General features: G+C 36.1%; 24 protein-coding genes and 1 pseudogene. 23 read left to right on the top strand and 2 right to left on the bottom strand.

The window, feature by feature from the left end; translation table 11 throughout:
* Window positions 1-10: 10 nt before the first annotated feature.
* The 12 genes from APF76_18165 (at window position 11) to APF76_18110 (ending at window position 10,801) form a co-directional block, all read left to right on the top strand.
* Window positions 11-1,069, top strand: coding sequence for a hypothetical protein (locus APF76_18165; GenBank protein ID KUO48806.1), 1,059 nt, complete (start codon window positions 11-13; stop codon window positions 1,067-1,069).
* A 155-nt stretch (window positions 1,070-1,224) separates the two neighbouring features.
* Window positions 1,225-1,749, top strand: a complete 525-nt coding sequence (locus APF76_18160; protein ID KUO48805.1) for a hypothetical protein — start codon at window positions 1,225-1,227, stop codon at window positions 1,747-1,749.
* A gap of 11 nt (window positions 1,750-1,760) precedes the next feature.
* On the top strand, window positions 1,761-3,032 hold the full coding sequence (locus APF76_18155; protein ID KUO48804.1) for a C4-dicarboxylate ABC transporter permease: 1,272 nt from the start codon (window positions 1,761-1,763) through the stop codon (window positions 3,030-3,032).
* Window positions 3,033-3,047: 15 nt separating this feature from the next.
* Entirely contained in the window at window positions 3,048-4,178 is a 1,131-nt protein-coding gene (locus APF76_18150; protein ID KUO48803.1) for a mandelate racemase, read from the top strand.
* 26 nt (window positions 4,179-4,204) lie between these two features.
* Window positions 4,205-4,546 carry a hypothetical protein gene (locus APF76_18145; GenBank protein ID KUO48802.1) on the top strand — a complete coding sequence of 114 codons (342 nt, stop codon included), beginning with the start codon at window positions 4,205-4,207 and terminating at the stop codon, window positions 4,544-4,546.
* Between the two features lie 536 nt (window positions 4,547-5,082).
* The gene (locus APF76_18140) at window positions 5,083-5,475 is read left to right on the top strand and encodes a hypothetical protein (GenBank protein ID KUO48801.1); all 393 of its coding nucleotides are present in this window, start codon (window positions 5,083-5,085) and stop codon (window positions 5,473-5,475) included.
* Entirely contained in the window at window positions 5,475-7,310 is a 1,836-nt protein-coding gene (locus APF76_18135) for a hypothetical protein (protein KUO48800.1), read from the top strand. The genes APF76_18140 and APF76_18135 overlap by 1 nt, the downstream gene beginning before the upstream one ends.
* Window positions 7,311-7,527: 217 nt before the next feature.
* Window positions 7,528-8,466 (top strand): hypothetical protein, encoded by a 939-nt coding sequence (locus tag APF76_18130; protein ID KUO48799.1) that lies wholly within the window; start codon window positions 7,528-7,530, stop codon window positions 8,464-8,466.
* 319 nt (window positions 8,467-8,785) lie between these two features.
* Window positions 8,786-9,217: a hypothetical protein gene (locus APF76_18125; GenBank protein ID KUO48798.1), complete on the top strand. Its 432-nt coding sequence runs from the start codon at window positions 8,786-8,788 to the stop codon at window positions 9,215-9,217.
* A 26-nt stretch (window positions 9,218-9,243) separates the two neighbouring features.
* Entirely contained in the window at window positions 9,244-9,615 is a 372-nt protein-coding gene (locus APF76_18120; protein KUO48797.1) for a hypothetical protein, read from the top strand.
* Window positions 9,616-9,681: 66 nt separating this feature from the next.
* Window positions 9,682-10,002, top strand: a complete 321-nt coding sequence (locus APF76_18115; protein ID KUO48796.1) for a hypothetical protein — start codon at window positions 9,682-9,684, stop codon at window positions 10,000-10,002.
* A gap of 67 nt (window positions 10,003-10,069) precedes the next feature.
* Entirely contained in the window at window positions 10,070-10,801 is a 732-nt protein-coding gene (locus APF76_18110; protein ID KUO48795.1) for a hypothetical protein, read from the top strand.
* 116 nt (window positions 10,802-10,917) lie between these two features.
* Here APF76_18110 and APF76_18105 read toward each other — a convergent pair whose 3' ends face one another.
* Window positions 10,918-11,619: a hypothetical protein gene (locus APF76_18105; GenBank protein KUO48794.1), complete on the bottom strand. Its 702-nt coding sequence runs from the start codon at window positions 11,617-11,619 to the stop codon at window positions 10,918-10,920.
* A 176-nt stretch (window positions 11,620-11,795) separates the two neighbouring features.
* Here APF76_18105 and APF76_18100 point away from each other — a divergent pair, with 176 nt between their 5' ends.
* From APF76_18100 to APF76_18065, 8 genes and pseudogenes are all read left to right on the top strand, one after another.
* Window positions 11,796-12,236: a hypothetical protein gene (locus APF76_18100; GenBank protein ID KUO48793.1), complete on the top strand. Its 441-nt coding sequence runs from the start codon at window positions 11,796-11,798 to the stop codon at window positions 12,234-12,236.
* Between the two features lie 665 nt (window positions 12,237-12,901).
* The gene (locus tag APF76_18095; protein KUO48792.1) at window positions 12,902-14,644 is read left to right on the top strand and encodes an AAA family ATPase; all 1,743 of its coding nucleotides are present in this window, start codon (window positions 12,902-12,904) and stop codon (window positions 14,642-14,644) included.
* 212 nt (window positions 14,645-14,856) lie between these two features.
* Window positions 14,857-15,927, top strand: a complete 1,071-nt coding sequence (locus APF76_18090) for a butyrate kinase (GenBank protein ID KUO48846.1) — start codon at window positions 14,857-14,859, stop codon at window positions 15,925-15,927.
* A 124-nt stretch (window positions 15,928-16,051) separates the two neighbouring features.
* Window positions 16,052-16,288: a hypothetical protein gene (locus APF76_18085; GenBank protein KUO48791.1), complete on the top strand. Its 237-nt coding sequence runs from the start codon at window positions 16,052-16,054 to the stop codon at window positions 16,286-16,288.
* A pseudogene (locus APF76_18080) lies at window positions 16,281-17,318 on the top strand. The gene APF76_18085 and the pseudogene APF76_18080 overlap by 8 nt, the downstream one beginning before the upstream one ends.
* 85 nt (window positions 17,319-17,403) lie before the next feature.
* The gene (locus APF76_18075; protein KUO48790.1) at window positions 17,404-18,150 is read left to right on the top strand and encodes a 2-oxoglutarate oxidoreductase; all 747 of its coding nucleotides are present in this window, start codon (window positions 17,404-17,406) and stop codon (window positions 18,148-18,150) included.
* Complete coding sequence (locus tag APF76_18070; GenBank protein ID KUO48789.1) at window positions 18,151-18,687, top strand: 2-oxoacid:ferredoxin oxidoreductase subunit gamma; 537 nt, start codon at window positions 18,151-18,153, stop codon at window positions 18,685-18,687.
* 181 nt (window positions 18,688-18,868) lie between these two features.
* On the top strand, window positions 18,869-19,252 hold the full coding sequence (locus APF76_18065; GenBank protein ID KUO48788.1) for a hypothetical protein: 384 nt from the start codon (window positions 18,869-18,871) through the stop codon (window positions 19,250-19,252).
* Window positions 19,253-19,486: 234 nt separating this feature from the next.
* Here the strand turns inward: APF76_18065 and APF76_18060 are convergent, their stop codons facing one another.
* Entirely contained in the window at window positions 19,487-21,742 is a 2,256-nt protein-coding gene (locus tag APF76_18060) for a hypothetical protein (protein ID KUO48787.1), read from the bottom strand.
* Between the two features lie 385 nt (window positions 21,743-22,127).
* Here APF76_18060 and APF76_18055 point away from each other — a divergent pair, with 385 nt between their 5' ends.
* The 3 genes from APF76_18055 (at window position 22,128) to APF76_18045 (ending at window position 25,142) form a co-directional block, all read left to right on the top strand.
* A complete protein-coding gene (locus APF76_18055) occupies window positions 22,128-23,444 on the top strand; it encodes a hypothetical protein (protein ID KUO48786.1) in 1,317 nt (438 codons plus the stop codon).
* Between the two features lie 180 nt (window positions 23,445-23,624).
* Window positions 23,625-24,719, top strand: coding sequence for a hypothetical protein (locus tag APF76_18050; protein ID KUO48785.1), 1,095 nt, complete (start codon window positions 23,625-23,627; stop codon window positions 24,717-24,719).
* Between the two features lie 96 nt (window positions 24,720-24,815).
* Window positions 24,816-25,142: a hypothetical protein gene (locus APF76_18045; GenBank protein ID KUO48784.1), complete on the top strand. Its 327-nt coding sequence runs from the start codon at window positions 24,816-24,818 to the stop codon at window positions 25,140-25,142.
* Window positions 25,143-25,174 lie beyond the last annotated feature (32 nt).

The raw sequence follows: 25,174 nt of genomic DNA, 5'->3' as shown, positions 1-25,174 counted from the left end.
AGGGTTTGATTTGAAAAAGTTTGTTTGCTTTAAGTTTTGTTTATTAGCTTTACTTTTAATTTTTGCTTTAACCTTTGTTGTAGCGTGTGGAGGAGATGCTGAGAATGCCGAACAAAATGCTGATGATGGTCCAGGTGAAATAGGGGTAAAAACCATTAAATTTAGTGTAGGAGAAAATGAGCAACACTTTCTGTATGATGCTGCAGTTGCGTTTAAAGAACATATTGAGAAGGAAACAAATGGAAGCATAATGGTAGAAATCTACCCAGGTGGTTCTTTAGGAAATGATAGAGAAGTACTAGAAGCAATGCAATTAGGTCAAATTGAAATGAATGCTCCTTCACCAGCTGTATTAGCTAACTTTTCCAAAGAGTTTAATTTACTTACATTTCCTTTTATTTTTCCGACACAGGAAATAGCAGAGAAAGTAACGACTGGTCCAGTAGGACAAGAATTACTAAGCCGCTTACAACAGCAAGGTTTTGTTGGTCTATCTATACCGAATTTTGGATATCGTCATGTTACAAACAATAAGAGACCAATAAATAGTGTTGATGACCTAAAAGATTTAAAAATTAGAACAATGGAAAGTAAAGTTCACTTAGATGCTTTTCGTGCATTAGGGGCTAACCCAACAGCGATGGGATGGTCTGATGTTTTTACAGGTTTACAACAAGGAACCATAGATGGGCAAGAAAACCCGCTTGCCACTATATACACTTATAAGGTGTATGAAGTTCAAGATTATATAAGTAAGACAGCTCACGTATATGACTGGACTGTTTTTGTAATAAGTAACATCTTTTGGGATACTCTTGATTCTGAACAGCAAAATGTTATAAGAGAAGCTGCTGAGATTGCAAGGCAAGTATGCTCTAGTAGAGTTGCTGAAGAAGATGCCCTGGCTGAAGAAAACATAATTAAAGAAGGTGTTCCTGTAAATGATTTAACAGATGAAGCCAGACAAGAAATGTCAGATATTATTGAACCTGTAAGATTGAAGTATGCAGAAGAGGCTGATATGGATCTATATAAAAGATTAATGGAAGAAGTTAAAAAAGCACAATAACAAAGTAGTTAGTTGGAATTAGATAATGATGACGATTTAAGGTAAGGTCAAATTATTACATAAAACATGATTGTCATCATTATCATTCCAAAAAATCTAAATAACTTTGTTTTTAAAGAAAGTTATTAATGTTTTAGTAGCAATGGAGGATAAATATGAATAAAACATTAAGATTTCTGGATGCAAATTTTGATAGATATTTATGCATTATACTTTTTGGAAGCATGGTAATGTTAGCATGTCTTCAGGTTCTATTTAGATTTGTATTAAATTATTCGCTAGACTGGACTGAAGAATTAGCAAGATACTGTTTCATAGCAAGTATATATGCTGGTGCGGCTCTTGGTGTTAAAGATGATCAGCATATTAGAGTAGAAGCAGTAAATTTACTACTCCCTAAAATGGCTCAAAAATGGCTTCGTTTTTTTGCAGATAGTATATGGTTAATTTTTTCTATATATATAATGATTCAGGGTTTTGAAATATATAGTGTTCTTTTGAAAAGTGGGCAGACATCGCCTACACTAAGGATACCAATGGGAATGGTATATGGAATAATTCCTATTGGATTTCTATTAATGTCCATTCGGCTTATACAAAGTCTTTGGAAAATGTGGATTAAAGAAATTTACAATAAAAAGGCTTCGTGGAATTTTACTTTCTACAAGCATTTCAAGTAAGGGGGGATTAGATGTCTGTTCCAATAGTGCTATTTTCAAGTTTTATTTTTTGCCTTTTAATCGGGGTCCCAATATCTATTTCAATAGGTATTTCTTCATTATTAGCTGTAATAGTCGCAGGTGGAGCTACTACAATGGTAGCGCAAGTGGCATTTACAGGAAATGATGGATTCGCCTTTTTGGCCGTACCAATGTTTATTTTAGCAGGGCTTATTATGGAACGAGGAGGGTTATCAGAAAGAATTATAAAAATTGCCTCATCAATAATAGGTCCTATGACTGGTGGATTAGCGATTGTCACAGTATTTGGTAGTATGTTTTTCGGTGCTATGAGTGGTTCAGGTCCTGCTACAGTAGCTGCTATGGGAGGAATAATGATACCTGCAATGGTCAGAGGAGGTTACAACAAGCCCTTTGCTGGAGCTATTACAGCTTGTTCTGGAGGATTGGGTGTTTTAATTCCTCCATCTATCCCATTAATAATATATGGAATAACAGTAGGAACTTCAATTACTGATTTGTTTTTAGCTAGCATTGTTCCAGGAATAATGGTAGGTGTGGCCATGATGATTGTTTCATACTATATTTCTAGAAAAAATGGATGGCGAGGAGGCGGTGATGAAGTAGGTCTTAGGGTATTTATTAAAGCTGCATGGTATGGTAAATGGGCAATTTTAGCCCCTATTATTATATTAGGTGGAATTTATGGAGGTATTTTTACCCCAACAGAAGCTGGGGTAGTGGCTGTAGTCTATAGTATTGTAGTAGGTGTTTTTATCCATAAAGAAATGAATTTAAAAGTTATTCCTGACATAATCATTAATGCAGCAGTAATGTCATCAGTAGTAATGATTATATTAGGATTATCAACAGCTTTTGGAAGAATTATGACCTTATATAGAATACCTCACATGATGTCAGAATTTATTCTGAATTATTCAGCTAACCCTAATGTTATCTTGATTTTAATTTCTTTACTACTATTACTTTTAGGGACATTTATGGAAACTGGTCCCATTATCATTATATTTGCTCCTCTACTAATACCATTGACTACAAGTGTAGGGATAAGTCCAATTTTTCTAGGTGTACTGATGTGCTTGACAACTCAAATAGGTTTCATGACCCCACCGCTAGGTTGCAATTTATTTGTGGCACAAAAAATTGCAGGATTAGGGCTGGGTGAGATTTTCAAACCAACTATTCCTCTCTTACTTGCTCAATTAGTTGTTTTACTAATAATCATAATTTTTCCAGATCTTGTCTTTGTTTTTATCAAATAAAAGAGGTGAAATTAAATGAAAATTACAGATGTTGAGATATTGGTTTTAAGATTGCCTAATCTAGAGATTAAGGGGGACGGTAGTCAAGATGCTGTTATTGTTAGGATACATACAGATGAGGGGATTATTGGGGTAGGAGAAGCTGATTCATCCCCATATATAGTAAATGCAATTATTAATACACCTTCATCACATAGCGCAAGCCGTGGTATTAAAGAGGTTCTAATAGGAGAAGACCCATTAGAAATCGAGCTGTTGTGGGAAAAGTTATATAAAGAAACAATATATTATGGTCGAAGAGGTGTTGGAATACATGCTCTTAGTGCAATAGATATAGCATTATGGGATATTGCTGGAAAATACTACGGGGTACCTATATGTAAACTTCTAGGGGGTTGTTATCGAAATAAAGTTAAAGCTTATTCTAGTGTTCTTATGCCAGAAGATGAATATGAAGTAGAAAAAAAGGCAGCGTATTTTGCTGAACAAGGATACTTAGGTTTAAAGTTTGGCTGGGGTGCCCTAGGAAAAGATGATAAGCTAGACATAAAACTGGTTAAAGCTGTACGTAGAGCCATAGGAGATACCCTTAGTCTTCAAATTGATATTGGTATGGAATGGAAGACAGCAGCCCATGCTATTGAAATGTGTAGACGCATGGAGGAGTTTAATTTATTTTGGATTGAGGAACCTTTATCTCCGGATGATATTGAAGGCTATAGGAAATTGAAGGAGAAAGTATACCAAAATATAGCTGCAGGTGAAGAGTTAACAACTAGATTCGAGTTTTGGAACTTAATGGATCAAGGTAAAGTGGACATTATTCAGCCAGATATAAGTCGTTGTGGTGGGATTACGGAAGCAAAACGTATCGCCCAATTAGCAGAATTTAAAAGTACAATGCTGGTGCCACATGGGTTTAGTACTGGAATCTTGGTAGCTGCTTCTTTACACTTTCTAGCAGCACAACCAAATGGAGAACTTATGGAATTTTGTCGTAGTGGAAGTCCTTTAAATTCGGATTTACTTGTTGAACCTATTAAGTTTGAAGATGGGCACCTAAGTATACCAACTGGATCTGGGTTAGGGATAGAGTTAAATGAGGAAGTGTTGAATAAATATTTATATAAAAAAATTAGATATTAACCACGTTATTTTTGGAGAACTCAAACATGGAATTATCTGGTGTTTATCCTATTTTAGCCACCCCTTTTGATGATGACGGGAATGTAGATTACTGCAGTTTAGAAATATTAGTTGATTTTATTTCCAAGTCAGGTGTGCAAGGGTTAACAAGTTTTCTTAAACCTTCTTTAAAATGCATTAATAACCATATAGCAAAAATTGCTCAAAGCACTAGTTTACAAATAATAGTCCAATATGCACCTAATGAAAGTGGGATTATTTTAGACTCAAGTTTTTTTATTGAGTTAAACAATCAATGGACTAACATCCGACATATAAAAGTTAAATCTGTACCTTCAGGACCATTGATATCGCAAATCACCCAATAAAGCAAAAATATTACTTGCTTTATTGGGTACGGTGGATTGCACATGCTAGATGCATTTACAACAGGGGCAGTTGGTGTTCGCCTAGCAGTTCGATTATTGAAGTATATATACAGATTTATAAACTATTTAGAAACGGACATCTAGAATCTGCATGTAATCTTTATCAAAAATTACTGCCTTTATTAAATTTATTAATGCAAAATATTGAATTAATTATACAGGCTGATAAAGAAATTCTGTTAAAAAGAAGAATTATCTCATCTGCTTATTGTCGTTCACCTAAATATTACATTGATGATGACCAGATGAAACAAATTAGTATGTTTTTAAAACCGTTTAGAGAAATACTTTAATTCAATAATTACTAATTTAGTGTTGTTATGTATGTCCATAAGAGCATTTCATCTATAAAAATGGCATACGTACCTATTGTATATTTTAATGACACGTGTTTCTCATTGCTTTTGAGACTTTAACATAATCTCAAATCATATGTTATGTTCAAGTCTATAAAAAATGATTAGGAGGGTAGTGGATTGCTGAAATTTAAAAAAGACAAGTGTATAGGCTGTAGCATTTGTGAAGTTATTTGTTCCATGGAGCATGAAGGCAATATAAATACCAAAAAAGCTAGAATTCGTTATCGGGATGATTGGCCTCAAATTGGTAAGGTTTATTTCTGTAGAAACTGCGCTGCAAAGCCTTGTATAGAAGCATGTAAAGAAAATGCATTAGCTTTAGATTCTGATAAGAATTTGATGTTTAACGTGGATGCTTGCACAGGATGCTTTGATTGTAGCCAAGCCTGCCAGTTTGGTGAATTGCCAACAGATGGTAAGTATCCACTATTTTGTGATAGATGTGATGGGGCATATCAATGTGTGAACTGGTGTCCAACTAAGGCTTTAACAAAAGCAGGTGAAAAATGATGATTAAACCAGGCTATTCAGGTAAAATTTTGACAATAGATTTAACAAAAAGGTCCTTTATGGTTAACGATTTACCAGAGGATCTAATAGAAAAATACCTTGGGGCAAAAGGTTTTGGAGCAAAAATTCTTTATGATGAGCTTCCTCCTAATTGCGATCCTCTATCACCTGAGAATATTATTATGTTTGCAACAGGACCATTAACGGGAACATTAGTGCCTGCAAGTTCTAGGTCTGTAATAGTAACTAAGAGTCCATTGACAGGCATCTGGCTTGATTCTAATTGTGGAGGAACCTTTGGACCAGAACTTAAATCAGCAGGGTTTGATATTGTTAAAATAATAGGTAAAGCAGATAAACCCGTCTATGTTCTGATAAAAGATAATGAAATTTTAATTAAAGAGAGTGAGGAATTGTGGGGAACCGATGCATTAACTACTCACATATGTTTAAAGAAAAAATACGGCGAGGATTATAAAATTGCTTGTATTGGAGAAGCAGGCGAAAAGCAGGTTTTAGTGGCCTCTGTCATAGCTGAAGGTAGAGCATTTGGTAGAGGTGGCCCTGGTGCTGTATTAGGTTCAAAAAACTTAAAAGCCTTGGTAGTTAGTGGAAGTAATGCAATAAACATTCATAACTATCACGAGTTTATGATAGCAAACAGAGAAGCAAAAAATGAAATAGCAATTAGCCCTGATACAGGAGGATCAAGGCCTAAGTTCGGCACAAGTAGCATTTACTCCTTTATTCGTGAAGGGGGAGCACTTCCTGTTAAAAATTTTCAGGGGGGAACTTATCCAGGAGCAGAAGAGGTTGATGAGCACCTTCTTGTTAAAGAATTATATGACAAAGACAGATCATGTTTTGCATGTCCCATAGCATGTTCAAAGCACTCTACTGTTAAAAAAGGTAAATATAGCGGTAAGTTTGTAGAAGGACCTGAGTATGAAAATGTATGGTCTTTTGGTGCCCAGTGTGGCAATAGTGACATTGGAGCGGTGGTTTATGCAGAGTATTTATGTGATTATTATGGAATAGATTCTATCTCAGTTGGTAACACGATTGGTTTTGCAATGGAATGCTTTGAAAAAGGTTTAGTGACTAAAGAGCAATTGGGCTTCGAATGTAGATTTGGAAATGATGAAGCAATCATAAAGCTCATTCATTTGATAGGAAAAAGAGAAGGTTTTGGTGAGGTATTCGGGCAAGGAGTTAGAAAAGCTTCTAAAGAAATCGGGTCAGACAGTAAACATTTTGCAATGCATGTAAAAGGATTAGAGCTGCCAGCTTATGATCCTCGTGCAGCTTTTGGGATGGGCTTAGCATATGCTACTAGCGATAGAGGAGGCTGTCATTTAAGTGCTTTCCCAGTAAAGACAGAGCTATTAAGTAGCAATCATAGAATCGATCCATTATCTATCGAATTTAAAGCTGAATTAGTTAAAAATGAGCAGGATTGGTTTAGTGTTATTGACAGTCTTGGAATTTGTCTCTTTGCCATATTTGCTTTAGGGCCAAACCAAATAACAGACCTTCTGTATTGCCTTACTGGACAGAAGAGTTTCTCGTCAGCAGAACAACTAATAAACATTGGGGAGAGAATTAATAACTTGACCCGTCTATTTAACTTAAGAGAAGGACTTACAGCTACCGATGATACCCTTCCACCAAGATTGTTAAAGGATACACTACAAGAAGGTCCTTCAAAAGGTCAGACTGTACCCTTAGAAGAAATGCTAAAGGAATACTATCTCATAAGAGGCTGGAATCAAGAAGGAAGGCCTACAGCAAAAAAATTACAACAACTAGAGTTGACAAATGATGTCAATGGTTAATATAAAGATTAAAGAAATGGACTTTATAGTTTGTAGAACATTACCCGAGAGTTTAAAGCAAATTGAAAAAGTAATTAAATGGCCATTGCGCTCTAATTTAAAAGCAAATAGGTTTTGTCTAATGCTTAATGGGAAATCTATTAAACCCAATTGAGAACAAACACCTAACTGATGGAGACGTATTAGCTATAATTCCTATAATGGGAGGCGGTTAATTTTGAACAAAAAAGATGAACTTTTTAAACCTGAGGGTATATATCCAGCAATGGTAACGCCCTTTGATGACAAAGGAAATATAAATGAAGAGCAATTAAGGAAGTATGTTAACTGGCTAATAGATAGTGGTGTAAGTGGTCTATTCCCCCTAGGAAGTGTGGGAGAGTTTATTCATATGAGCTTTGAAGAAAAGGTAATGGTAATGGAAATTGTAGTAGATGAGGCTGCAGGCAGAGTACCTGTGGTACCAGGAACAGCTGAGAGTTGTGCTGCCAAATGCATAGAGCTCACTAAAGCAGCTAAATCCATTGGCTGTCAATCTGTGGTTGTAGCACCTCCTTATTATTTTCCGTCTTCGCAGGAAATAATGGAAGAGCATTATTCACAGCTGGCTAAGGCAGTTCCCGATTTTCCAATAATCCTATATAATATACCGCTATTTGCACAGCCAATTAGCTATGATGCAATTAAAAGGTTGAGCAGAATGGACAATATAGTTGGTATGAAAGACAGTAGTGGTAGCATGGTAGACTTGATGCATTTTATGGACAAAATAAAAATCGCTGGGGAAGAACTTAATATCTTAATTGGTCGAGAAGAAATGCTTTTGGCAGGGCTCATGGCTGGGGCAAAGGGTACAATGTCCGCTACTGTTGGTGTAATGCCTGAAATTATGGCAGGAATTTATGATGCATGGAAGCAAGAGGATTTTGAAAGAGCACAAAAATTGCAGTTTTCGGTTCTTAATTTGGTAAGAGCCATGTTTGCATTACCCTTTCCCGTAGGCTTTAAAGCTGCTCTTGATGTACGGGGTTTTAATATGGGACGGCCTAAGCAGCCACTTTCTCCTGCAGACCAGTATAACCTTTCAATGATTAAAAGTAGGATACATAAGATACTAGATCAAACTTTGGGAAAAGATATTCAGGCAATAGCTTAAGAGGCATATATACTTGGGATAAATCAAACCTAGTGTAGATCAAAAGCCTATCATAGTTTGAAATAAATATAAATAGTTATAAAAGCTTTTTTAGAACCTCCTCCTTTAAGAGACTATTGTTTATGAGATAGTCTCTTTTTAACTAGGGTTTTTTGTCAGCGTTTTAGGTTAGAGTATTGCTGGTAATTTTTTTCCACAAATTGCAAATGCAATTCTATTGTTCTTACTCATACAAAATAGTATACTAAATGTAATTTGCATGCGAAATATTAGTATAAAAATTATTGTAAAAAAGAAAATATTTAAGGTGGTGTCCTTGATGCAAGAAGGTATAGGAACCAAAATATCTTTATTAATCAAAGAGGTAAATGCACTTATGAGACAAAACATAAAACAGATGTTTGACCAAACAGGCCTTACAACCCCACAAATTATGGTGATAGCTACAATAAGCAAACATGGGAGTTTGAAAATCAGTGAAATTAGTGAAGTATTGAGCCTCTCCAATAGTACTATATCTGGTATCGTAGACAGACTTGAAGATCAGGGTTTTGTGGAAAGAAAGAGAAATAATGAAGATAGAAGGGTTGTACGAGTTTCTTTAACAAAAAAAGCTCACCAAATAATGCACACTACATTTCATGAGACAATAGAACAAAACTTAGACGAAAAGCTTAATAAGGCAGAAAAAGGCCAAGTAGAGGCTATTATAAGTGGCCTTGAGACATTAAAGAGGCTTTTACAAAATTGACTTATTTTAAGTAGAAGGTGATAGATTTGCTAAAATTATTTAGTTCTTTGAAACAATATTCATCCTCAATTATGGTTGTTTTACTACTGGTGCTTTTTCAATTTCTTTCTCAGCTTTATTTACCAACCTTAATGAGTGATATTGTAGATACTGGTATTATCCAAGGGGATACAAATTATATTGTAAGGGTTGGAATGCTAATGCTCTTAATAGCATTGGTAGGTATGGTCTGTACTATTGCAGCCAGCTTTCTTTCATCAAAGGTTGCAATAGGATTTAGTAAGAATCTTAGGGAAAAAATCTTTACAAAGGTTGAGAATTTTTCACTACAAGAATTTGATAAGCTAGGGACTTGGTCTTTAATTACTAGAACTACAAATGATGTTACCCAAATATAACGAGTTCTAATAATAATCTTACGTATGATAATAAGTGCACCTATGATGTTTATTGGTGGCGTGATCATGGCTGTATCAAAAGATCCCACTCTCTCATTAGTAATAGTTGTTGTGATACCTGTATTATTTATTGCCATCTTTGTACTAACCCGAAAGGGGATGCCTCTTTTTAAGGCTATGCAGCAAAAATTAGATAAGTTAAATCTAGTTTCTCGGGAAAACCTTATAGGTATTAGAGTAATTCGTGCTTTTAACCGTAACGATTATGAGAAAAAACGTTTTTATGAAGCTAACTTTTTGCAGGGTCAGCGTAGGCCATTAAGTGGAAAGACTATAAACATTTCCATCATTTGTATATTATATCTATTTGAATACGTAGGTAGCTAATACAGATTGTAGTTTATGGAGATTTGATAAAAACAGCTAATGATGCAAAGGAGGTTATTTATAGCCAATGGACAAAACCTGGTATATATACTCAACAAAGAGTGGTGAGGATTATCCTGTGGAAATAGGGTTTAGGAAATTTAATTCTGAGGATATTTCCTATGACTATGACCTTATTTCTGGACTATGCATGAATAGTTGTAAGAACTATGGAAAGGCTGGTGGGTGCCCTCCTAAGGCTCCGAAATATGAATGTATTAAGAAGGACTATCCATTTTCCGTACTGATTTATGCAAAATTACTTTCAAAATTTAAGTCAATTAAAGTGAGAAAGTCCAACAGCTATTATATTCACTATAGGTCCCAAGATGTTATTTTATCAAACTTACTAACGAAGCTAGGGTATCAAATCAAAGTTGCTTTTGGAAGTAATATTGTCTTTTTGAATAATGGTTATTGTATGGGCTGCGGAAATAAGAAATGCAACTACAAAATCGGAAATGAAAGCTGTAAAAATCCAGAAAAAAGGACTTATTCACTAGAAGCCACAGGAATTAATGTAACTACCACAGTAAAGGAGCTGTTTGAAATAGATCTTCAGTGGTATAACAATAAAAATTGCCATGAAATTGAATATATGTGCAAAGTTATAGGCATTTTTTGTGAAGATAGGCCTACTCAAAATGATATTTTAAATTCAATGATCTGTAATTTGAATAAGCTACCTAGTACAAAATTCCATATCAACTCACATGATTTTGATGTGAGGTTGGATGGTCTTTTGAACTCTAAAAAATAGGATGGTCCTTGTTTTTACAGAAAACCATCCTGTTTTTATTAAAAGGGTAATATTGCGGTATACATTACTTCATAAAAAATAACAGGGCAGTAAAAAGCTTTGCACAACTCTTAGGGTTACAGTTCTTTTTTCTCACCTGTCTTTTCAAAGGTTAATACTTTACTATCTTTAGGATTGACTGTTTGAGCGAAAGCTTTCATTTCCTCAAAATCTACTTGTAAATGGATAGGAACAAGATATCCTGGCCTTATTTGTTCAATAAAATAAGTTGCTGCTAGATGAGATGCCTCTCCTAGCCTAGGGTCTACTGGAACAAAAGCCAAATCAATTGAGTTTTTTGGTAATTTCTTGATTTGATCTTGATAACTCACTTTTTCAAATTCTTGCTCTTCTTTGCTAAAATGTTTCCAATGCCACCAGTTTAAATCTCCGCTATGGAAAATTTGAAAACCCTCCATGCTTACTAAAAAAGAAACCCCTAAGTCAGTACTGCCAAAGGTTCGAATGGTAAGATCATCTAAGTTGTAGGTTTGATGGGGTTTGACCCATAGAATTGACTTGTTTCTGGGTGCCTCTTTAATATCTTCACTTAGCACATAAGTAATAGGCCCAGGGGCGAAGTTTTCTTGGAAAATAGATGGATGATAATGGTCACCATGACCATGGGATGAGAATATGTATATTTTCTTGTGCGTTGGAAAGGGGATTGTTGTATATGGTTCTCTAGGGTAATAATCAAATAGTAAATAGACGGAGTTGGTTTCCACGGCTACGCAACTATGGTGAAAAAATGTTACAGAAACGGATGGTTTATTCATATCACAAAGCCTCCATTCCAAGAATTTAATATAATGATATCAATAAAGAGCTGGAAAAACAAATTGTATGATTCGTTACTGAACTTTATCTAAAGATGGTAAAAGTGGGTACAAAACTTTATAATAGAAGCATGAGTCACCAACGGTAAATAACTCGTAAAGAGGAGTGCGTTAAAGTGAAATCAAATAGGGATTGGTTGTTAGGTGCCTTAATCGTAGGCGCAGGAATAATCATGCTTTTGCACAATTTTAGGTTGATAGATTTTAGTGTGGGATATATTGTATTTAATTATTGGCCAGCTATTCTTATTCTCTGGGGGTTGCAGTTCCTAACGAAAAATAGAGGTAGGGGAGAACTATTTACAGGTTTAGTGTTGATAATCCTTGGGAGTTTTATTTTGGGAGAAAAGCATGGACTAATTGAGTTAGATTTAACAATCATCTGGAAAACATTTTGGCCTTTGATTATTATTCTTTTGGGAGTGAGCCTATTAAGGGGACCTAAAAAGACAGTCGGGAAAAGCAACTTGGCCTTTATGGGTGGATTAGAAAGGAAAAAAGAAGCGTGGACATTAGAAGATGGTAATTACTGGGCTGTTATGGGGGCATTGAGTTAGATTTACGAAGGGCACTTATAGAAGATAAAAATTATTTTATATCATGTAATGCAATTATGGGAGGAATTGAGATAATGTACCGAAAGACATTACTGTTATTTCTGAAGGGACTGCCATTTTAGGTGGTGTAGAATTACTTGGAGAGGGTTCTGGTGAAATTATTGCATCTGTAAAAGCAGAACAAATAATTAATGAAGAAGGAGAAAAACCAGTAATAAAAATATACTGCCGTGCTTTTATGGGCGGAATTGAAGTTAAAATCAAAGACTGAGGAGAATATTTTTTGAGAAATATTTGACAAACGGTATCTATTATGTGAGCATTAATTATATCAAAGCCGGAATATTTGATTTTTAAAAATGAGATCAAAGGAGGGTTATTATGAATGGTTCCAAAAAGATAATCTATGGAATGGTTGGAGCCTGGGTTTTATTAACAGGTGTTATGGTAACACTTGCGTTATTATAAATTATTCCTTATTCTTTGTTGATAGGAGTGTAAAAGCTATACTTTGAGGAGTAACCTTAACTTGCAAAAGGCAAGTTGCGTTTACTCCTTTTATAGTATTAATGTTTACTTGATGTTTTATATAATGTAATATGCTTTTTAGAGGAAAGCTAATAACATGGCTGTCGAAAAAGTATCATAGTGAGGAGAAATTTATAATGTTAGGTCAACAGGAGAGTATAAAGAACATCTTAAACTATACCCTTGATGCAATTATTGTTATAAATAGAGAGGGTTTAATCACACTATTTAACAAAGAGGCTCAAAGGTTAACAAGAACTCTTATTAAAGATGCCCTTGGTAGACATATAACTGATATTATCCCCAATACACGTCTTCTTGAGGTACTAGAAAATGGGGTGCCTGATTTTAATCAACAATTAGAATTAAAGGAAGTTACCATCATTACGAATAGAGTCCCTGTTACCGATGAGGATGGTAGTATAATAGGAGCTGCAGCTATTTTCAGGGATATTGCTGAAAAGATAGCAATGACAGAAGAGATAAGCAATCTACGTGATGTCCAAACCTTATTGGAAGCTATTATTAATTCAACCCAGGATGCGATATCTGTAGTTAATGAAAAAGGCATCCATATTTTAATCAACCCTGCTTATACAAGGATTATTGGAATGAAAAAGGAAGAGCTTCTTAGTAAACCGGCTGATGTAGATATAGTTGAGGGCGAGAGTATGCATTTTAAAGTCCTAAGGACAAAAGAGCCTGTTCGCGGTATTAGAATGAAGGTTGGTCCTCAGAAAAAGGATGTGGTTGTTAACGTTGCACCAATGGTAGTAAATGACATATTAAAAGGAAGCGTAGCAGTAATTCATGATATTTCTGAGATTAGAAAGCTAACAGATGAATTAGAATTAGCAAAAAGATTAATAAGACATCTAGAAGCAAAACATGCTTTTGAGGATATTATAGGAAAGAGCGAGCAGATAGCTGGAGCTATTGAACAGGCCAAACGAGCAGCTGAGACGCCTGCTACTGTTTTGCTGCGTGGTGAAAGTGGCACAGGCAAAGAATTGTTTGCCCACGCTATTCATAATGCGAGCACTAGATGTGAAGGGCAGTTTATAAGGATAAACTGTGCAGCTTTAACAGATTCTCTTTTAGAAAGCGAGTTATTTGGTTATGTAGAAGGTGCTTTTACTGGAGCAAAAAAAGGGGGGCACAAGGGGCTTTTTGAAGAAGCTTCTGGTGGGACTATATTTTTAGATGAAATAGGAGAGATAAGTGCATCTCTACAGTCAAAGCTTTTACGTGTTTTACAAGAAAAGGAAATAACACGCGTAGGTGCCTCAAAACCTATAAAGGTAGATGTGCGAGTCATTGCTGCTACAAATGCAAACCTAGAAGAATTAATTCAAAAGGGCGTATTTAGAGAAGATTTATACTACCGTATAAATGTTTTGCCTATTATCATACCTCCTCTTAGACATCGTAAAGAAGATATACCCCTATTGGTTTATCATTTGCTTCCTAAATATAACCAAGAGTATGGTCGCAACGTTGAGGAGATATCCCAGGAAGCATTAGATGTACTGCAAAGCAATGATTGGCCAGGTAATATCAGGGAGTTAGAAAATATACTCGGTCGTGGTATTATTAATATGAAATATAAAGAAACCGTTTTAGATGTTTATCACCTTCCGTTAAGGGGTACAGAAGAAAGCTCTCCTAGTGTTTTAAAAAATCATGGAGAGAGCCGTTTGGGGTACTCAGGAGAAAAATATGAAGAGCTTCATAAGCAGTGGGAGAGAGACTTGCTGGAAAGGGTTTTAAAGGAAACACACGGTAATAGAAATAATGCTGCCAAGATGCTTGGAATATCCATCCGTAATCTATATTATAAGATAGAAAAACATGGCATAAACCATCTCAATCTGCAATAAGTTGCAGAAGTTGCATGATTTTGCAGGTTTATTATCTGCAAATTGCTGCAGAAACGTTTTTGCTGGATAATTATATTTGAACAAAATAGCTGCGTCAAACTTTATGTATCAGGCCTTTTATAACTAAAAGGTCTGATTTATTTTTTTGGCATACTTCTTGCGATATAAATTTCATAGCAGGAGTATATCAGATTTTGACTGGAGTTGATATATTGAGCATAGATAAAATTTTTGTAATAAATCCAGGGTCAACTTCCACAAAGATAGCACTGTATCGAGAAGCATTGTGTTTATGGACGAAGACTATTAACCATTCAACTAAAGATTTGAAGCAGTTTCATAGAATTATAGATCAATTTGGATTTCGAAAAAAGGCAATTGAAAGTACCGTGATTAGCGACGGGTATGCCTTAGAAGATTTCAAAGCCATTGTTGCCAGAGGTGGTTTGCTAAAGCCAATTTCTGGAGGAACATATCTTGTAAATGAGAAGATGCTTCTTGATTTAAAGGGGTGCACCTATGGAGAACATGCATCCAACCTTGGAGCCCTTATTGCAGATGAGATTGCAAAGCCTTTGGGTATCAATGCATATATTGTAGATCCCGTTGTAGTTGATGAATTGGAACCATTAGCTAGACTCTCTGGTACACCTGAAGTTCCAAGGCGCAGTATTTTTCATGCTTTAAACCAAAAAGCTATGGCAAGAAGATACTGTAGTGATACTAATACAAATTATGAAAGTGTTAATTTGCTGATTGTACACCTTGGTGGCGGAATCAGTGTAGGCGCTCACAAGAAAGGCCGAGTGGTTGATGTGACCAATGCATTAGATGGAGAAGGTCCATTTTCACCAGAAAGGGTTGGTGGTGTACCAGTAATAGAATTGCTAAAATACCTTGTAGCTGAAAGTAGTGACTTTAAAAGCATGCGCAAAAGGCTAATAGGGCAGGGCGGCTTAGCTGCTTATTTGCAAACAAATGATGCACGAAAAGTGGAAGTCATGATAGAAAAGAAAAACGAAAAGGCAAAACTTGTCTATGAAGCAATGGCCTATCAAATAGCAAAAGAAATAGGTGCATATGCTACAGTTTTATCAGGTGATGTTGATGCAATCATTCTTACAGGAGGCTTAGCCCATAGTAGAAGATTAACCTCCTGGATAAAGGAAAGGGTGGAATTCTTAGCACCTGTGAGTATATATCCTGGAGAAGATGAAATGTTAGCTCTAGCAGAAGGGGCTTTGAGAGTTGTTGATGGGGTGGAAAAACATTTGGTGTATTGAGAAAAGCCATAAATATATGGCTCAGCAGACAGAATTCAGAAATCAGAAGTCAAAAATTTAAAAAATAAGTAATAAACAATAAATCAGCAATGCCTAATAAAAAATGGAAAGGAATGGTTAAAAAATGACGAAAATAACTTTTGAAGAGGATACCTGCAAGGGCTGTGAACTATGCATTGAATTTTGTCCTAAAAACTTAATCAGTTTATCAAATAGATTTAATGATAAAGGATTTCATCCAGCTACTGTTAAAAACACAAGTAAATGTAGCGGTTGTGCTATTTGTGCTCGTATGTGTCCAGATGTGGCAATTGCAATAGAGCAAATAGAATATGAAAGGGGAGCAGCAGTAAATGCATAAAGCTTTAATGAAAGGGAATGAAGCTCTAGGTGAGGCAGCCATTAAAGCGGGATGTCGTTATTTCTTTGGGTACCCTATTACTCCTCAAAATGAAGTGCCAGAGTACCTAGCTAAGAGAATGCCTGAAGTTGATGGAGTTTTTCTTCAGGCAGAAAGTGAAGTTGCAGCTATAAACATGGTTTATGGAGCAAGTGCTGCAGGTGCTAGGGTTATGACTTCCTCCTCTAGTCCTGGCATTAGTTTAAAGCAAGAAGGAATATCATATATTGCAGCAGCAGAATTACCTTGTGTAATTGTAAATATAATGCGTGGAGGACCTGGTTTAGGGGGAATTCAAGCTGCACAGTCTGATTACTTTCAAGCGACAAAAGGTGGAGGTAATGGAGACTACAGACTGATAGTATATGCCCCTGCATCCATACAAGAATTAGTTGATATTACTATGGATGCCTTTGATGTTGCAGATAAATACAGAAATCCTGTAATGATATTAGGTGATGGAGTATTAGGTCAAATGATGGAGCCTGTGGAGTTTAAAGAAACAGCTTTAAAGAATTTGCCTATAAAACCATGGGCATGTACGGGAAGGAAAAAATATAGACCCCAAAATATTGTAAACTCACTTTATTTAGATGCGGAAGTTTTAGAGCAACATAATTTTGACCTTCTAGATAAATATGAGGCTATTTCCCAATGTGAAAAAGCAGCAGAAAGCTATATGACTTCAGATGCCGAGATAGTTCTTGTAGCTTATGGAACTACTGCTAGGATAGTAAAAGCAGCAGTTCATCTAGCTAGAGAAAAGGGCATAAAAGCTGGCATGGTAAGACCAGTCACATTATGGCCCTTTCCAGATAACTATATGAGGGATGCTGTTACAACAAGGACAAAGGCTGTACTAACAGTTGAAATGAGCACGGGACAATTGATAGAGGATGTACGATTAGCAGTAGATGGAAAGGTACCAGTTCATTTTTATGGGCGAGTAGGCGGTGTTGTTCCTAGTGTCAAAGCTGTCTATCATGAAATCTGTCGTATTACTGGTCAGTCAAGTGAAGTGCCGGATAAAATTGAAAAGGGAATAAGGTACTTTTTTGAAGGAGGCATTCGTATAAATGGCTAATGAGTTTAAAAAATCTAAAGCATTAACTGATAAAAAGTTTCATTATTGTCCAGGGTGCAGCCATGGAGTTATCCATCGATTGGTAGCTGAGGTAATAGAGGAACTAGATGTTATAGATAGGACTGTAGGAATAGCTTCAGTTGGATGCTCTGTTACAGCCTATGATTATTTTAATGTTGATGTGGTTCAAGCTGCCCACGGAAGGGCTCCAGCAGTAGGAACAGGTGTAAAAAGGGTGCATCCAAATAATGTGGTATTTACCTACCAAGGTGATGGTGATTTGGCTGCAATTGGTATGTCAGAGATAGTGCATGCAGCTATTAGGGGTGAAAAACTGACTACTATATTTGTAAATAATACCACATATGGAATGACAGGTGGGCAAATGGCTCCTACTACATTAATCGGTCAAAAGGCTACTACAGCTCCAAGTGGCAGAGAAGTCAAAGATTACGGATACCCAGTAAAAATGTCCGAACTATTAAGCACTATTGAAGGTGCAGCTTATATTTCTAGAGTATCTGTCCACACTCCTGCTCATGTAAACAAAGCAAAGAAGGCCATAAAAAAAGCATTTGAAACCCAAATGCGAGGAGAAGGCTTTTCATTAGTAGAAATACTTTCAACATGTCCAACTAATTGGGGAATGACACCTGTAGATTCATTGAAATGGGTAAATGACAATATGATTCCTTATTATCCATTGGGAGAGTTTAAGACCCCTGCGGAGGTGATTTAAATGCTTCAGGAAATAATTATTGCCGGTTTCGGCGGTCAAGGTGTTATGTCCATGGGGCAGCTACTTGCTTATGCAGGAATGTTGGAGGGAAAGCATGTATCCTGGATACCTTCATATGGTCCTGAAATGCGAGGCGGAACAGCAAACTGTGCTGTTACTATTTCAGATATGGAAATTGGTTCTCCCATTGTAAGTGAACCAAACTCAGTTATTGTGTTAAATCTACCTTCACTAATAAAATTTGAACCTACCCTTGTGCCAGGTGGGTTGTTGCTGTTAAATACGCTGGTAGCAGGTCAAAAATATACAAGAAAAGATGTAAGTGGATATGAAATTCCAGCTGTAGAAATTGCAGATAGGCTAGGCAACACCAAAGTAGCCAATATGGTAATGCTTGGGGCCTATCTGAAGGCAACTAATGTTGTTTCGGTAGATTCTGTAATTGAATCTTTAAAAAAAGTTTTGCCTCAGAGACGTCATAATCTAATTCCACTAAACCGCCAAGCCTTAGAATTAGGAGCTTCTGAACTAAAATAGTATAAACAGGATTCTTGACTTCAGGTGGAGTGCTATTTCTACCTCATTCCCTAATCTGCACACAGTTGAATCATAAAAAGAAAAAAATGTTGTTCTTTTGACTAAAAACGACAATTATTTTAAATCAAATATATTATAATCTATTTGGGAGCTAACATGTTACTTCTAAGGGGGTGTGAAGGTGACAAAGATCTTGGTAATTGAAGATGAGATTAATATTTCTTTTGTTCTAAAAACCTTCTTGAATGAGGAAGGCTATGAGGTAGTCGTAGCAGAAAATGGCACAAAAGGACTAAGTCTTTTGCAGACTCAGCTTTTGCCAGATGTTATTTTACTAGATCTCAAAATGCCAGGAATGAAAGGCAGAGTTGTAGCAGAAACTATTAAAGCAAATGAGAGATTGAAAAGAATTCCTATAGTTATAATTTCAGGCTCATTTTCTAATTCAAAAGATTTCCCCCCAAAGGATGCATATAATGCCTATATTACTAAACCTTTTGAACTACTGGAAGTGTTAGAGGTAATAAAAAAGCTTACTAATCATAGAAAGAATATTGCAATATAAAACAAAACTTGGCTTTCGCCAAGTCCTTAGACGCGGGTGGCTTTGCACTGGTATTTCTACGCATTGCAAAATACGCAATGCTAGAACTACTGGCGGAAGCCTTAGTCTTTGTGAATACTATCTACCTTGTTTGAACTTATACTTTTTGATAGTATAAGAAAAAGGAGTCCAATTAAAGGGCGTTTGCCCTGAGTTGGCTCCTTTTCAATACTATAGTAAGTTCTTTAAATGCAATTAGTTAACCTTAGTGGATATTTCTTTCAGTAACCTTTCAGTATTTAATGGAAGAATGGTCATATTTGTATTTAGTGCGTTATTAACGGCATTTACAATAGCTGGAGCTACTGCTCCAGCAGTAATTTCTGCTATCCCCTTAGCTCCCCAGGGCCCGTGAACTTCGCCCTTTTCAATTAATACTTTTGTTATTTCCGGCATTTCGGAGGCTCTAAATGGAAAATAGTTGCTGAAATTAGGGTTCTTACATTTGCCTTCGGGAGTATACTCTAACTCCTCACTTAGAGCAAAACCTAGTCCCATAGCAATTCCTCCTTGGATCTGCCCTTCTACCAACATAGGATTTATAGCCTTGCCTATGTCATGAGCTGAGACTATTTTTAGTACGTCCACATGGCCGGTTTTCGTATCTACCCTAACTTCTGCAAAGTTGACAGCATAAGAGGTTGGGTTTGCCTGTGCTGCGTAGCTATCGTATGCGAAAATCTCTTTATTGTTTTTAAGCGAATACATTACTATTTCACCATAGCTGGCTGCTTTTTCTGGATTGTTAATAGCTTTTATATGACCTTTTTCTACTATTAATTCAGTTCTTGGTACAGACAACATCTTAGCGGCCTCTTCTAAGAGCATCAGCATTACTTTTTCTGATACAGCTTTGGCAGCATTCCCACCAACATAAGCGGTACGAGTTGCTTGTGTCCCTACATCATAAGAACTTCTTTCAGTATCGCATTCTAAAGGTGTAACCTTGGACATTTCAATATCTAACACTTCCGATACTATTTGAGCAAGCATAGTCTTGGTTCCTACGCCGCCAAGGTCATGTAGTCCTGTATTTAAAAGGGCTGCTCCTTCTTCATTAATGCGTAAAGTCATTGCTGCAAAATCCTGATGATATCCAAAACATCCATTTGTATGAGCACAACAGCCAACTCCAATGCCATATTTATAACGTGAGTTATTTTTGCTTGTGATATTCTTCTTTCCATCCCAACCAAAGGCCTTCGCACCTTCAGTTAAACATTCTTTAATCCCGCTATTGCCAAATGTATGGCCTGTAAGGGGGTCATTGTCATAAGGATTCATTACATGCTTAAGCCTAAATTCAACCTGATCAAGATTTAACTCTCTTGCAAGATTCCCCATATGGGTATCTAATGCTGCAAATATTTCTGCAGTTCCAAAACCTCTGAAACTTCCAGAAACTGCAGTATTAGTATGAACCAGGTTGCCTTTATAGCTAAGATTTGGTATTTTATAAAGCCTCTTAACTTTATTTCCTATTGACTTGGGCATCCAGGCAGAAATGCTTGTATAAGCACCTGCATCAGCTATTACCTGAATATCCATAGCAGTAATGGTACCATCCTTTTTTACTCCAGTCTTTATTTTGGTTTTTACACTTGTTCTACATCTAGTACTTAACATGGTTTCATTTCTATTTAAGTGAAGTTTAACAGTACCCTTAGTCTGTTTTGCGAGAAAGGCTACTAAAGGCTCAAGAGTGGCTTCTAAATGAAGTCCAAAGGAGCCTCCTCCGTCTACCTTTATGACTCTTATATCATTAAGTGGAATGTCTAGTGCACTAGCTACAGTATAACGAACCATCCAGCAGTTTTGTGTATTTGTTTGGATTGTGACTTTGCCTAAGGAGTCGCAACTTGCAATTACACAGCTTGTTTCCATAGTGCAGTGGTGTCCTTTAGGAGAAGCAAAGGCATGTGAAAAAATATAATCTGCATCTTCAAAGCCACTTGCAGGGTTGCCTATAACATAATTGTATTCAGGAATAGGAGGCTGAATTTGGACGTTCGTATTATGCAACGCATCTTCTAAATCGAGTATAACTGGTAGTTCCTCATATTCTACTTCTATCAAATCTACTGCTGCTTGAGCTGTTTCTAAGTCCATTGCAACAACAACTGCAACTCGATCTCCCACATGTCTGACAATCTTTGAAAAAATGAGCTCATTTTTAGGTGAATAGTCATCATCATACTCGATAACGGAGCTATTGTACAAAGTTTTGGGACTGTTTAAATAACTAAAAATACCTTTTACTCCAGGAAGTTTTTCTGCTTGAGCTGTATTAATTTTCTTAATAATACCGTGAGGTATAGGACTGAGTAGCATCTTTGCGTGTAAAAGGTTGTATGCTTTTTTATCACTATTATATAGAAGCTGACCTGTAACTTTTTGAGATGCTTCCTTTAATGGAAAGGGCTTGCCTACATATTTCAAGTCTTTTGCCATATTATTTCGCCTCCTGTTCTTATATTAACTTATTTGATAGGTATCCTTCAATATATTCTTTAATATTACTGCTGTATAGTTTGAATAGCGTTTCGATTTAATTCGATTAATTTTTAAAAAAAGTCAAAAAAATATAAAAAAACAAGGAGGACTTTAGATAACTAAGTAGAAGTTAATAACGATATTTAATATAGCTATAATATTTTTTTATGAAGCACTTCATACGTGCAAAATCGTAGCATGCTTTGACGCCGGATTCCTAGCATTTATAGCGAAAAAGGATTGAAAGGAGGCGAATATCTGAGTTTGTGAAAGTTTTCGAAAAGATTTAGATTTATAAAGGTGGACTTAGAGAGAAATAAATTAATTTAGGAGGTTGAGACCTATGAGTCAGAACACTCAAAAGAAGCCAATTTTTGAGGGAATATTTTCTAAAGAAGATTGGTTTACGGTTTGGTTAGGCGTTATTGTTATAGTTTTAGCAGCTGCAGGTGCATGGCCAAAAGTTGTCATGCCAGCAAAATGGGGAGTAGATGGACTTGGATTTTTTGCTTCTATTCCAGGCGCTTCTCTGACAGGAATTATTGTAACTGGCATATTATGTTTAATACTTTTTGCATTTTCTATGTTCTTTACTAACAAAGCAATGGTTGGAAAATTTGCAGTAGCATTTCCTATAATTTTTATAATTGCGATTCTTGCAGAAATCATGGGAAAATTTGCACCATTGAGCCATTATGGATTGAATAGTGTTGTTTGGGCATTAGTTTTAGGTTTATTAATTAGTAATACCATTAAAACCCCCGATCTATTGAAGCCTGGGGTTAAAACAGAATTGTATATTAAAACTGGTTTAGTTTTATTAGGAGCTTCTATTCTGTTTGATCGTATGTTGACATTAGGTGTTCTCGGTTTAGGTGTTGCTTGGCTGGTAACTCCTGTTGTAATTATTTTCATGTATTGGTATTCTCAAAGCTATCTTAAAATGCAGGAGAATAGAGGTTTAGCGATTACTATTGCAGCCGCAACTTCCGTCTGTGGTGTATCCGCGGCAATTGCTGCTGGTACTGCAGCAAAAGCTAAAAAAGAAGAAATATCATTAGCAATTGGTATTTCCTTGATATTCACAGTTATTATGATGGTTGCTATGCCTGCTTTAGTAGTGGCAATTGGTATGGATCCATATGTAGGAGCAGCTTGGATGGGTGGTACAATTGACGCAACTGGTGCGGTTGTTGCAGCTGGAACTATGCTAGGTGAAGAAGCAATGGAAATTGCCTCTGTTATTAAAATGATTCAGAACATAATGATTGGACTTTCTGCTTTCGTTATAGCAGTATTCTGGGTAGTTAGATATGAAGGAAAATCGGTATCTGAAGCTAATGTTGGGGCATCTGAAATCTGGTTCCGTATGCCTAAGTTCATACTTGGTTTCATTGGTGCTTCAATAATTTTCTCCTTCTTCTTACCAGACGCACTTGTAAAGGATACTCTAGGTGTGGTTAATGGATATAGAAAGTTTTTCTTTACATTAGCCTTTGTGAGTATTGGACTTGAATCTAACTTTGGTGATATGGCTAAGCTTGTTAAGGGTGGTAAGCCATTAAACCTATACATTGTTGGTCAAACATTTAACCTTGTTCTAACATTGATTGCAGCTTATGTCTTCTTTAGTGGCAACTTCTTTGCACTACCATTCTAAGGTTAAAATATAATTAATGGTTCTATCTAAAAGCCCTTCGGTTGTAGGAGGGCTTTTAATGTTGGGTCCTCCCAAGTTGCAACCTCCTGCTAGTTACAGTATAATTTTTATCGTGGCCAATATTTGATAATCTGAAAGGAAGAGAGTGTAGTTTGAATTCTAAAACAGGGAGGTCTCACTATGAACTTTGAGTATAGAATGCCAACCAAAATAATATTTGGCAAGGATGTTGTTAGTAATAATAAGGATTTATTTAAAGAATTTGGTTCAAATCCAATTTTGGTTACTGGGAACAATTCAGCTAAAGCTAATGGTTCACAAAGGGATGTTATAAGCGCCTTACAAAATAAAAACCCAATAATTTGGGATGAGGTTGAAGAGAATCCCACCCTTAAAAATGTTGAACAGGGTGGAAAGATGGCTAGGGACGGCAACGTGGATTATGTAATTGCAATAGGTGGTGGATCACCTTTAGACGCTGCAAAAGCAGTTGCAGTTTTAGGTGTGAATAGGATTACTCCAAAAGAGCTTTATGACCCTAAAACTTACACCAAAAAGCCCCTTCCAATAATTGCTATTCCTACAACTGCTGGTACAGGAAGCGAAGTTACACCATATTCCGTTCTAACAGTTACAGATCAAGAAACAAAAATGAGTTTCGCTTCAGATGATTTGTTTCCAAAAGTTGCGCTTCTTGATCCTAAGTATACAGAAACCATGTCTAATGATTTAACTATTAATACGGCTATTGATGCTTTATCCCACTTACTAGAGTCGTTTTTTACTATAAAAGCTAGCCCTATGAGTCAATTTATGGTAGTACAGGGTTTAGAGGCTTTTGCAAAGTGCTGGGATGCCTTAATAAAAGGAAATTTTAATTTGGAAATCAGAGAGAAACTTCTATATGCATCTATGATTGCGGGCATTGCTATAGCCCAGACTGGAACGACTTTAGTTCATTCGCTTGGCTACTCTCTTACATATTATAAGGGTATTCATCATGGAAGAGCAAATGGTCTGTTGATGGTTCAATACTTGGAATATCTCAATTCTTCATATCCAGACATGGTTAAATTGGCATTAAATGCAATGGGTTTTGATACACTCTATAAGTTTTCTACAGTAATCAATCAGCTTATTAAAAAAGTAGAATTATCAAATGATGAAATACTTCTCTATGTCAAAAAAGCAGAAAACACAAAGGCGACTTTGAACACTTTAAGAAAGCCGTCGCTTGCTGATTTGTATAGTATTCTAAGGAATAGTACATCTTAAGAGTATGCTAAAGGGCTAATAAGTTTAAATTATTTAAAGGAATTCATGACACTATATAGAAGGAAGTATTAGTATTAGACCAGGAGGTGAATAAGCATGAGTATCGATGTAAAATCTAAAGAATTAGCTGAAGCAGTAAAAGAAACAGATGAGTATAAGGACCTTAACTCAGCCCATGCTAGGTTAAAGCTCGATGTGGCTGCACAAGATCTCATAACAAAGGTTCAGGAACTTCAGGACGGTATTCAGAAAGCGCAGGCGGAGGGGCAGCCTGTTGATAATGCCAAGGTGGAAGAAATGAAAGCACTCCATGTGGCTGCAGGTCAAAATGAAACCCTTAGTAGGCTTTTTAAAAGTCAAGAGACATTTAATAATTTGATGCAATCTGTAAGTGAAAAAATTAGCCAAGAATTATATAAGTAGATAAAAAAGAAACAGACGTTGATCTGTTTCTT

Source organism: Desulfitibacter sp. BRH_c19 (assembly GCA_001515945.1).
GTDB lineage: Bacteria > Bacillota > DSM-16504 > Desulfitibacterales > Desulfitibacteraceae > Desulfitibacter.
Note: the sequence above shows the minus strand (reverse complement) of the source record. Positions and strands in the feature narration are given on the sequence as shown.

What these genes read in the sequence shown, in the direction of transcription:
- APF76_18160 (KUO48805.1), top strand. Translation starts at nt 1,225, where the DNA reads ATGAATAAAACATTAAGATTTCTGGATGCAAATTTTGATAGATATTTA.
- APF76_18155 (KUO48804.1), top strand. Translation starts at nt 1,761, where the DNA reads ATGTCTGTTCCAATAGTGCTATTTTCAAGTTTTATTTTTTGCCTTTTA.
- APF76_18150 (KUO48803.1), top strand. Translation starts at nt 3,048, where the DNA reads ATGAAAATTACAGATGTTGAGATATTGGTTTTAAGATTGCCTAATCTA.
- APF76_18145 (KUO48802.1), top strand. Translation starts at nt 4,205, where the DNA reads ATGGAATTATCTGGTGTTTATCCTATTTTAGCCACCCCTTTTGATGAT.
- APF76_18135 (KUO48800.1), top strand. Translation starts at nt 5,475, where the DNA reads ATGATTAAACCAGGCTATTCAGGTAAAATTTTGACAATAGATTTAACA.
- APF76_18125 (KUO48798.1), top strand. Translation starts at nt 8,786, where the DNA reads ATGCAAGAAGGTATAGGAACCAAAATATCTTTATTAATCAAAGAGGTA.
- APF76_18115 (KUO48796.1), top strand. Translation starts at nt 9,682, where the DNA reads ATGGCTGTATCAAAAGATCCCACTCTCTCATTAGTAATAGTTGTTGTG.
- APF76_18110 (KUO48795.1), top strand. Translation starts at nt 10,070, where the DNA reads ATGGACAAAACCTGGTATATATACTCAACAAAGAGTGGTGAGGATTAT.
- APF76_18105 (KUO48794.1), bottom strand. Translation starts at nt 11,619, where the DNA reads ATGAATAAACCATCCGTTTCTGTAACATTTTTTCACCATAGTTGCGTA.
- APF76_18095 (KUO48792.1), top strand. Translation starts at nt 12,902, where the DNA reads ATGTTAGGTCAACAGGAGAGTATAAAGAACATCTTAAACTATACCCTT.
- APF76_18085 (KUO48791.1), top strand. Translation starts at nt 16,052, where the DNA reads ATGACGAAAATAACTTTTGAAGAGGATACCTGCAAGGGCTGTGAACTA.
- APF76_18075 (KUO48790.1), top strand. Translation starts at nt 17,404, where the DNA reads ATGGCTAATGAGTTTAAAAAATCTAAAGCATTAACTGATAAAAAGTTT.
- APF76_18070 (KUO48789.1), top strand. Translation starts at nt 18,151, where the DNA reads ATGCTTCAGGAAATAATTATTGCCGGTTTCGGCGGTCAAGGTGTTATG.
- APF76_18060 (KUO48787.1), bottom strand. Translation starts at nt 21,742, where the DNA reads ATGGCAAAAGACTTGAAATATGTAGGCAAGCCCTTTCCATTAAAGGAA.
- APF76_18055 (KUO48786.1), top strand. Translation starts at nt 22,128, where the DNA reads ATGAGTCAGAACACTCAAAAGAAGCCAATTTTTGAGGGAATATTTTCT.
- APF76_18050 (KUO48785.1), top strand. Translation starts at nt 23,625, where the DNA reads ATGAACTTTGAGTATAGAATGCCAACCAAAATAATATTTGGCAAGGAT.
- APF76_18045 (KUO48784.1), top strand. Translation starts at nt 24,816, where the DNA reads ATGAGTATCGATGTAAAATCTAAAGAATTAGCTGAAGCAGTAAAAGAA.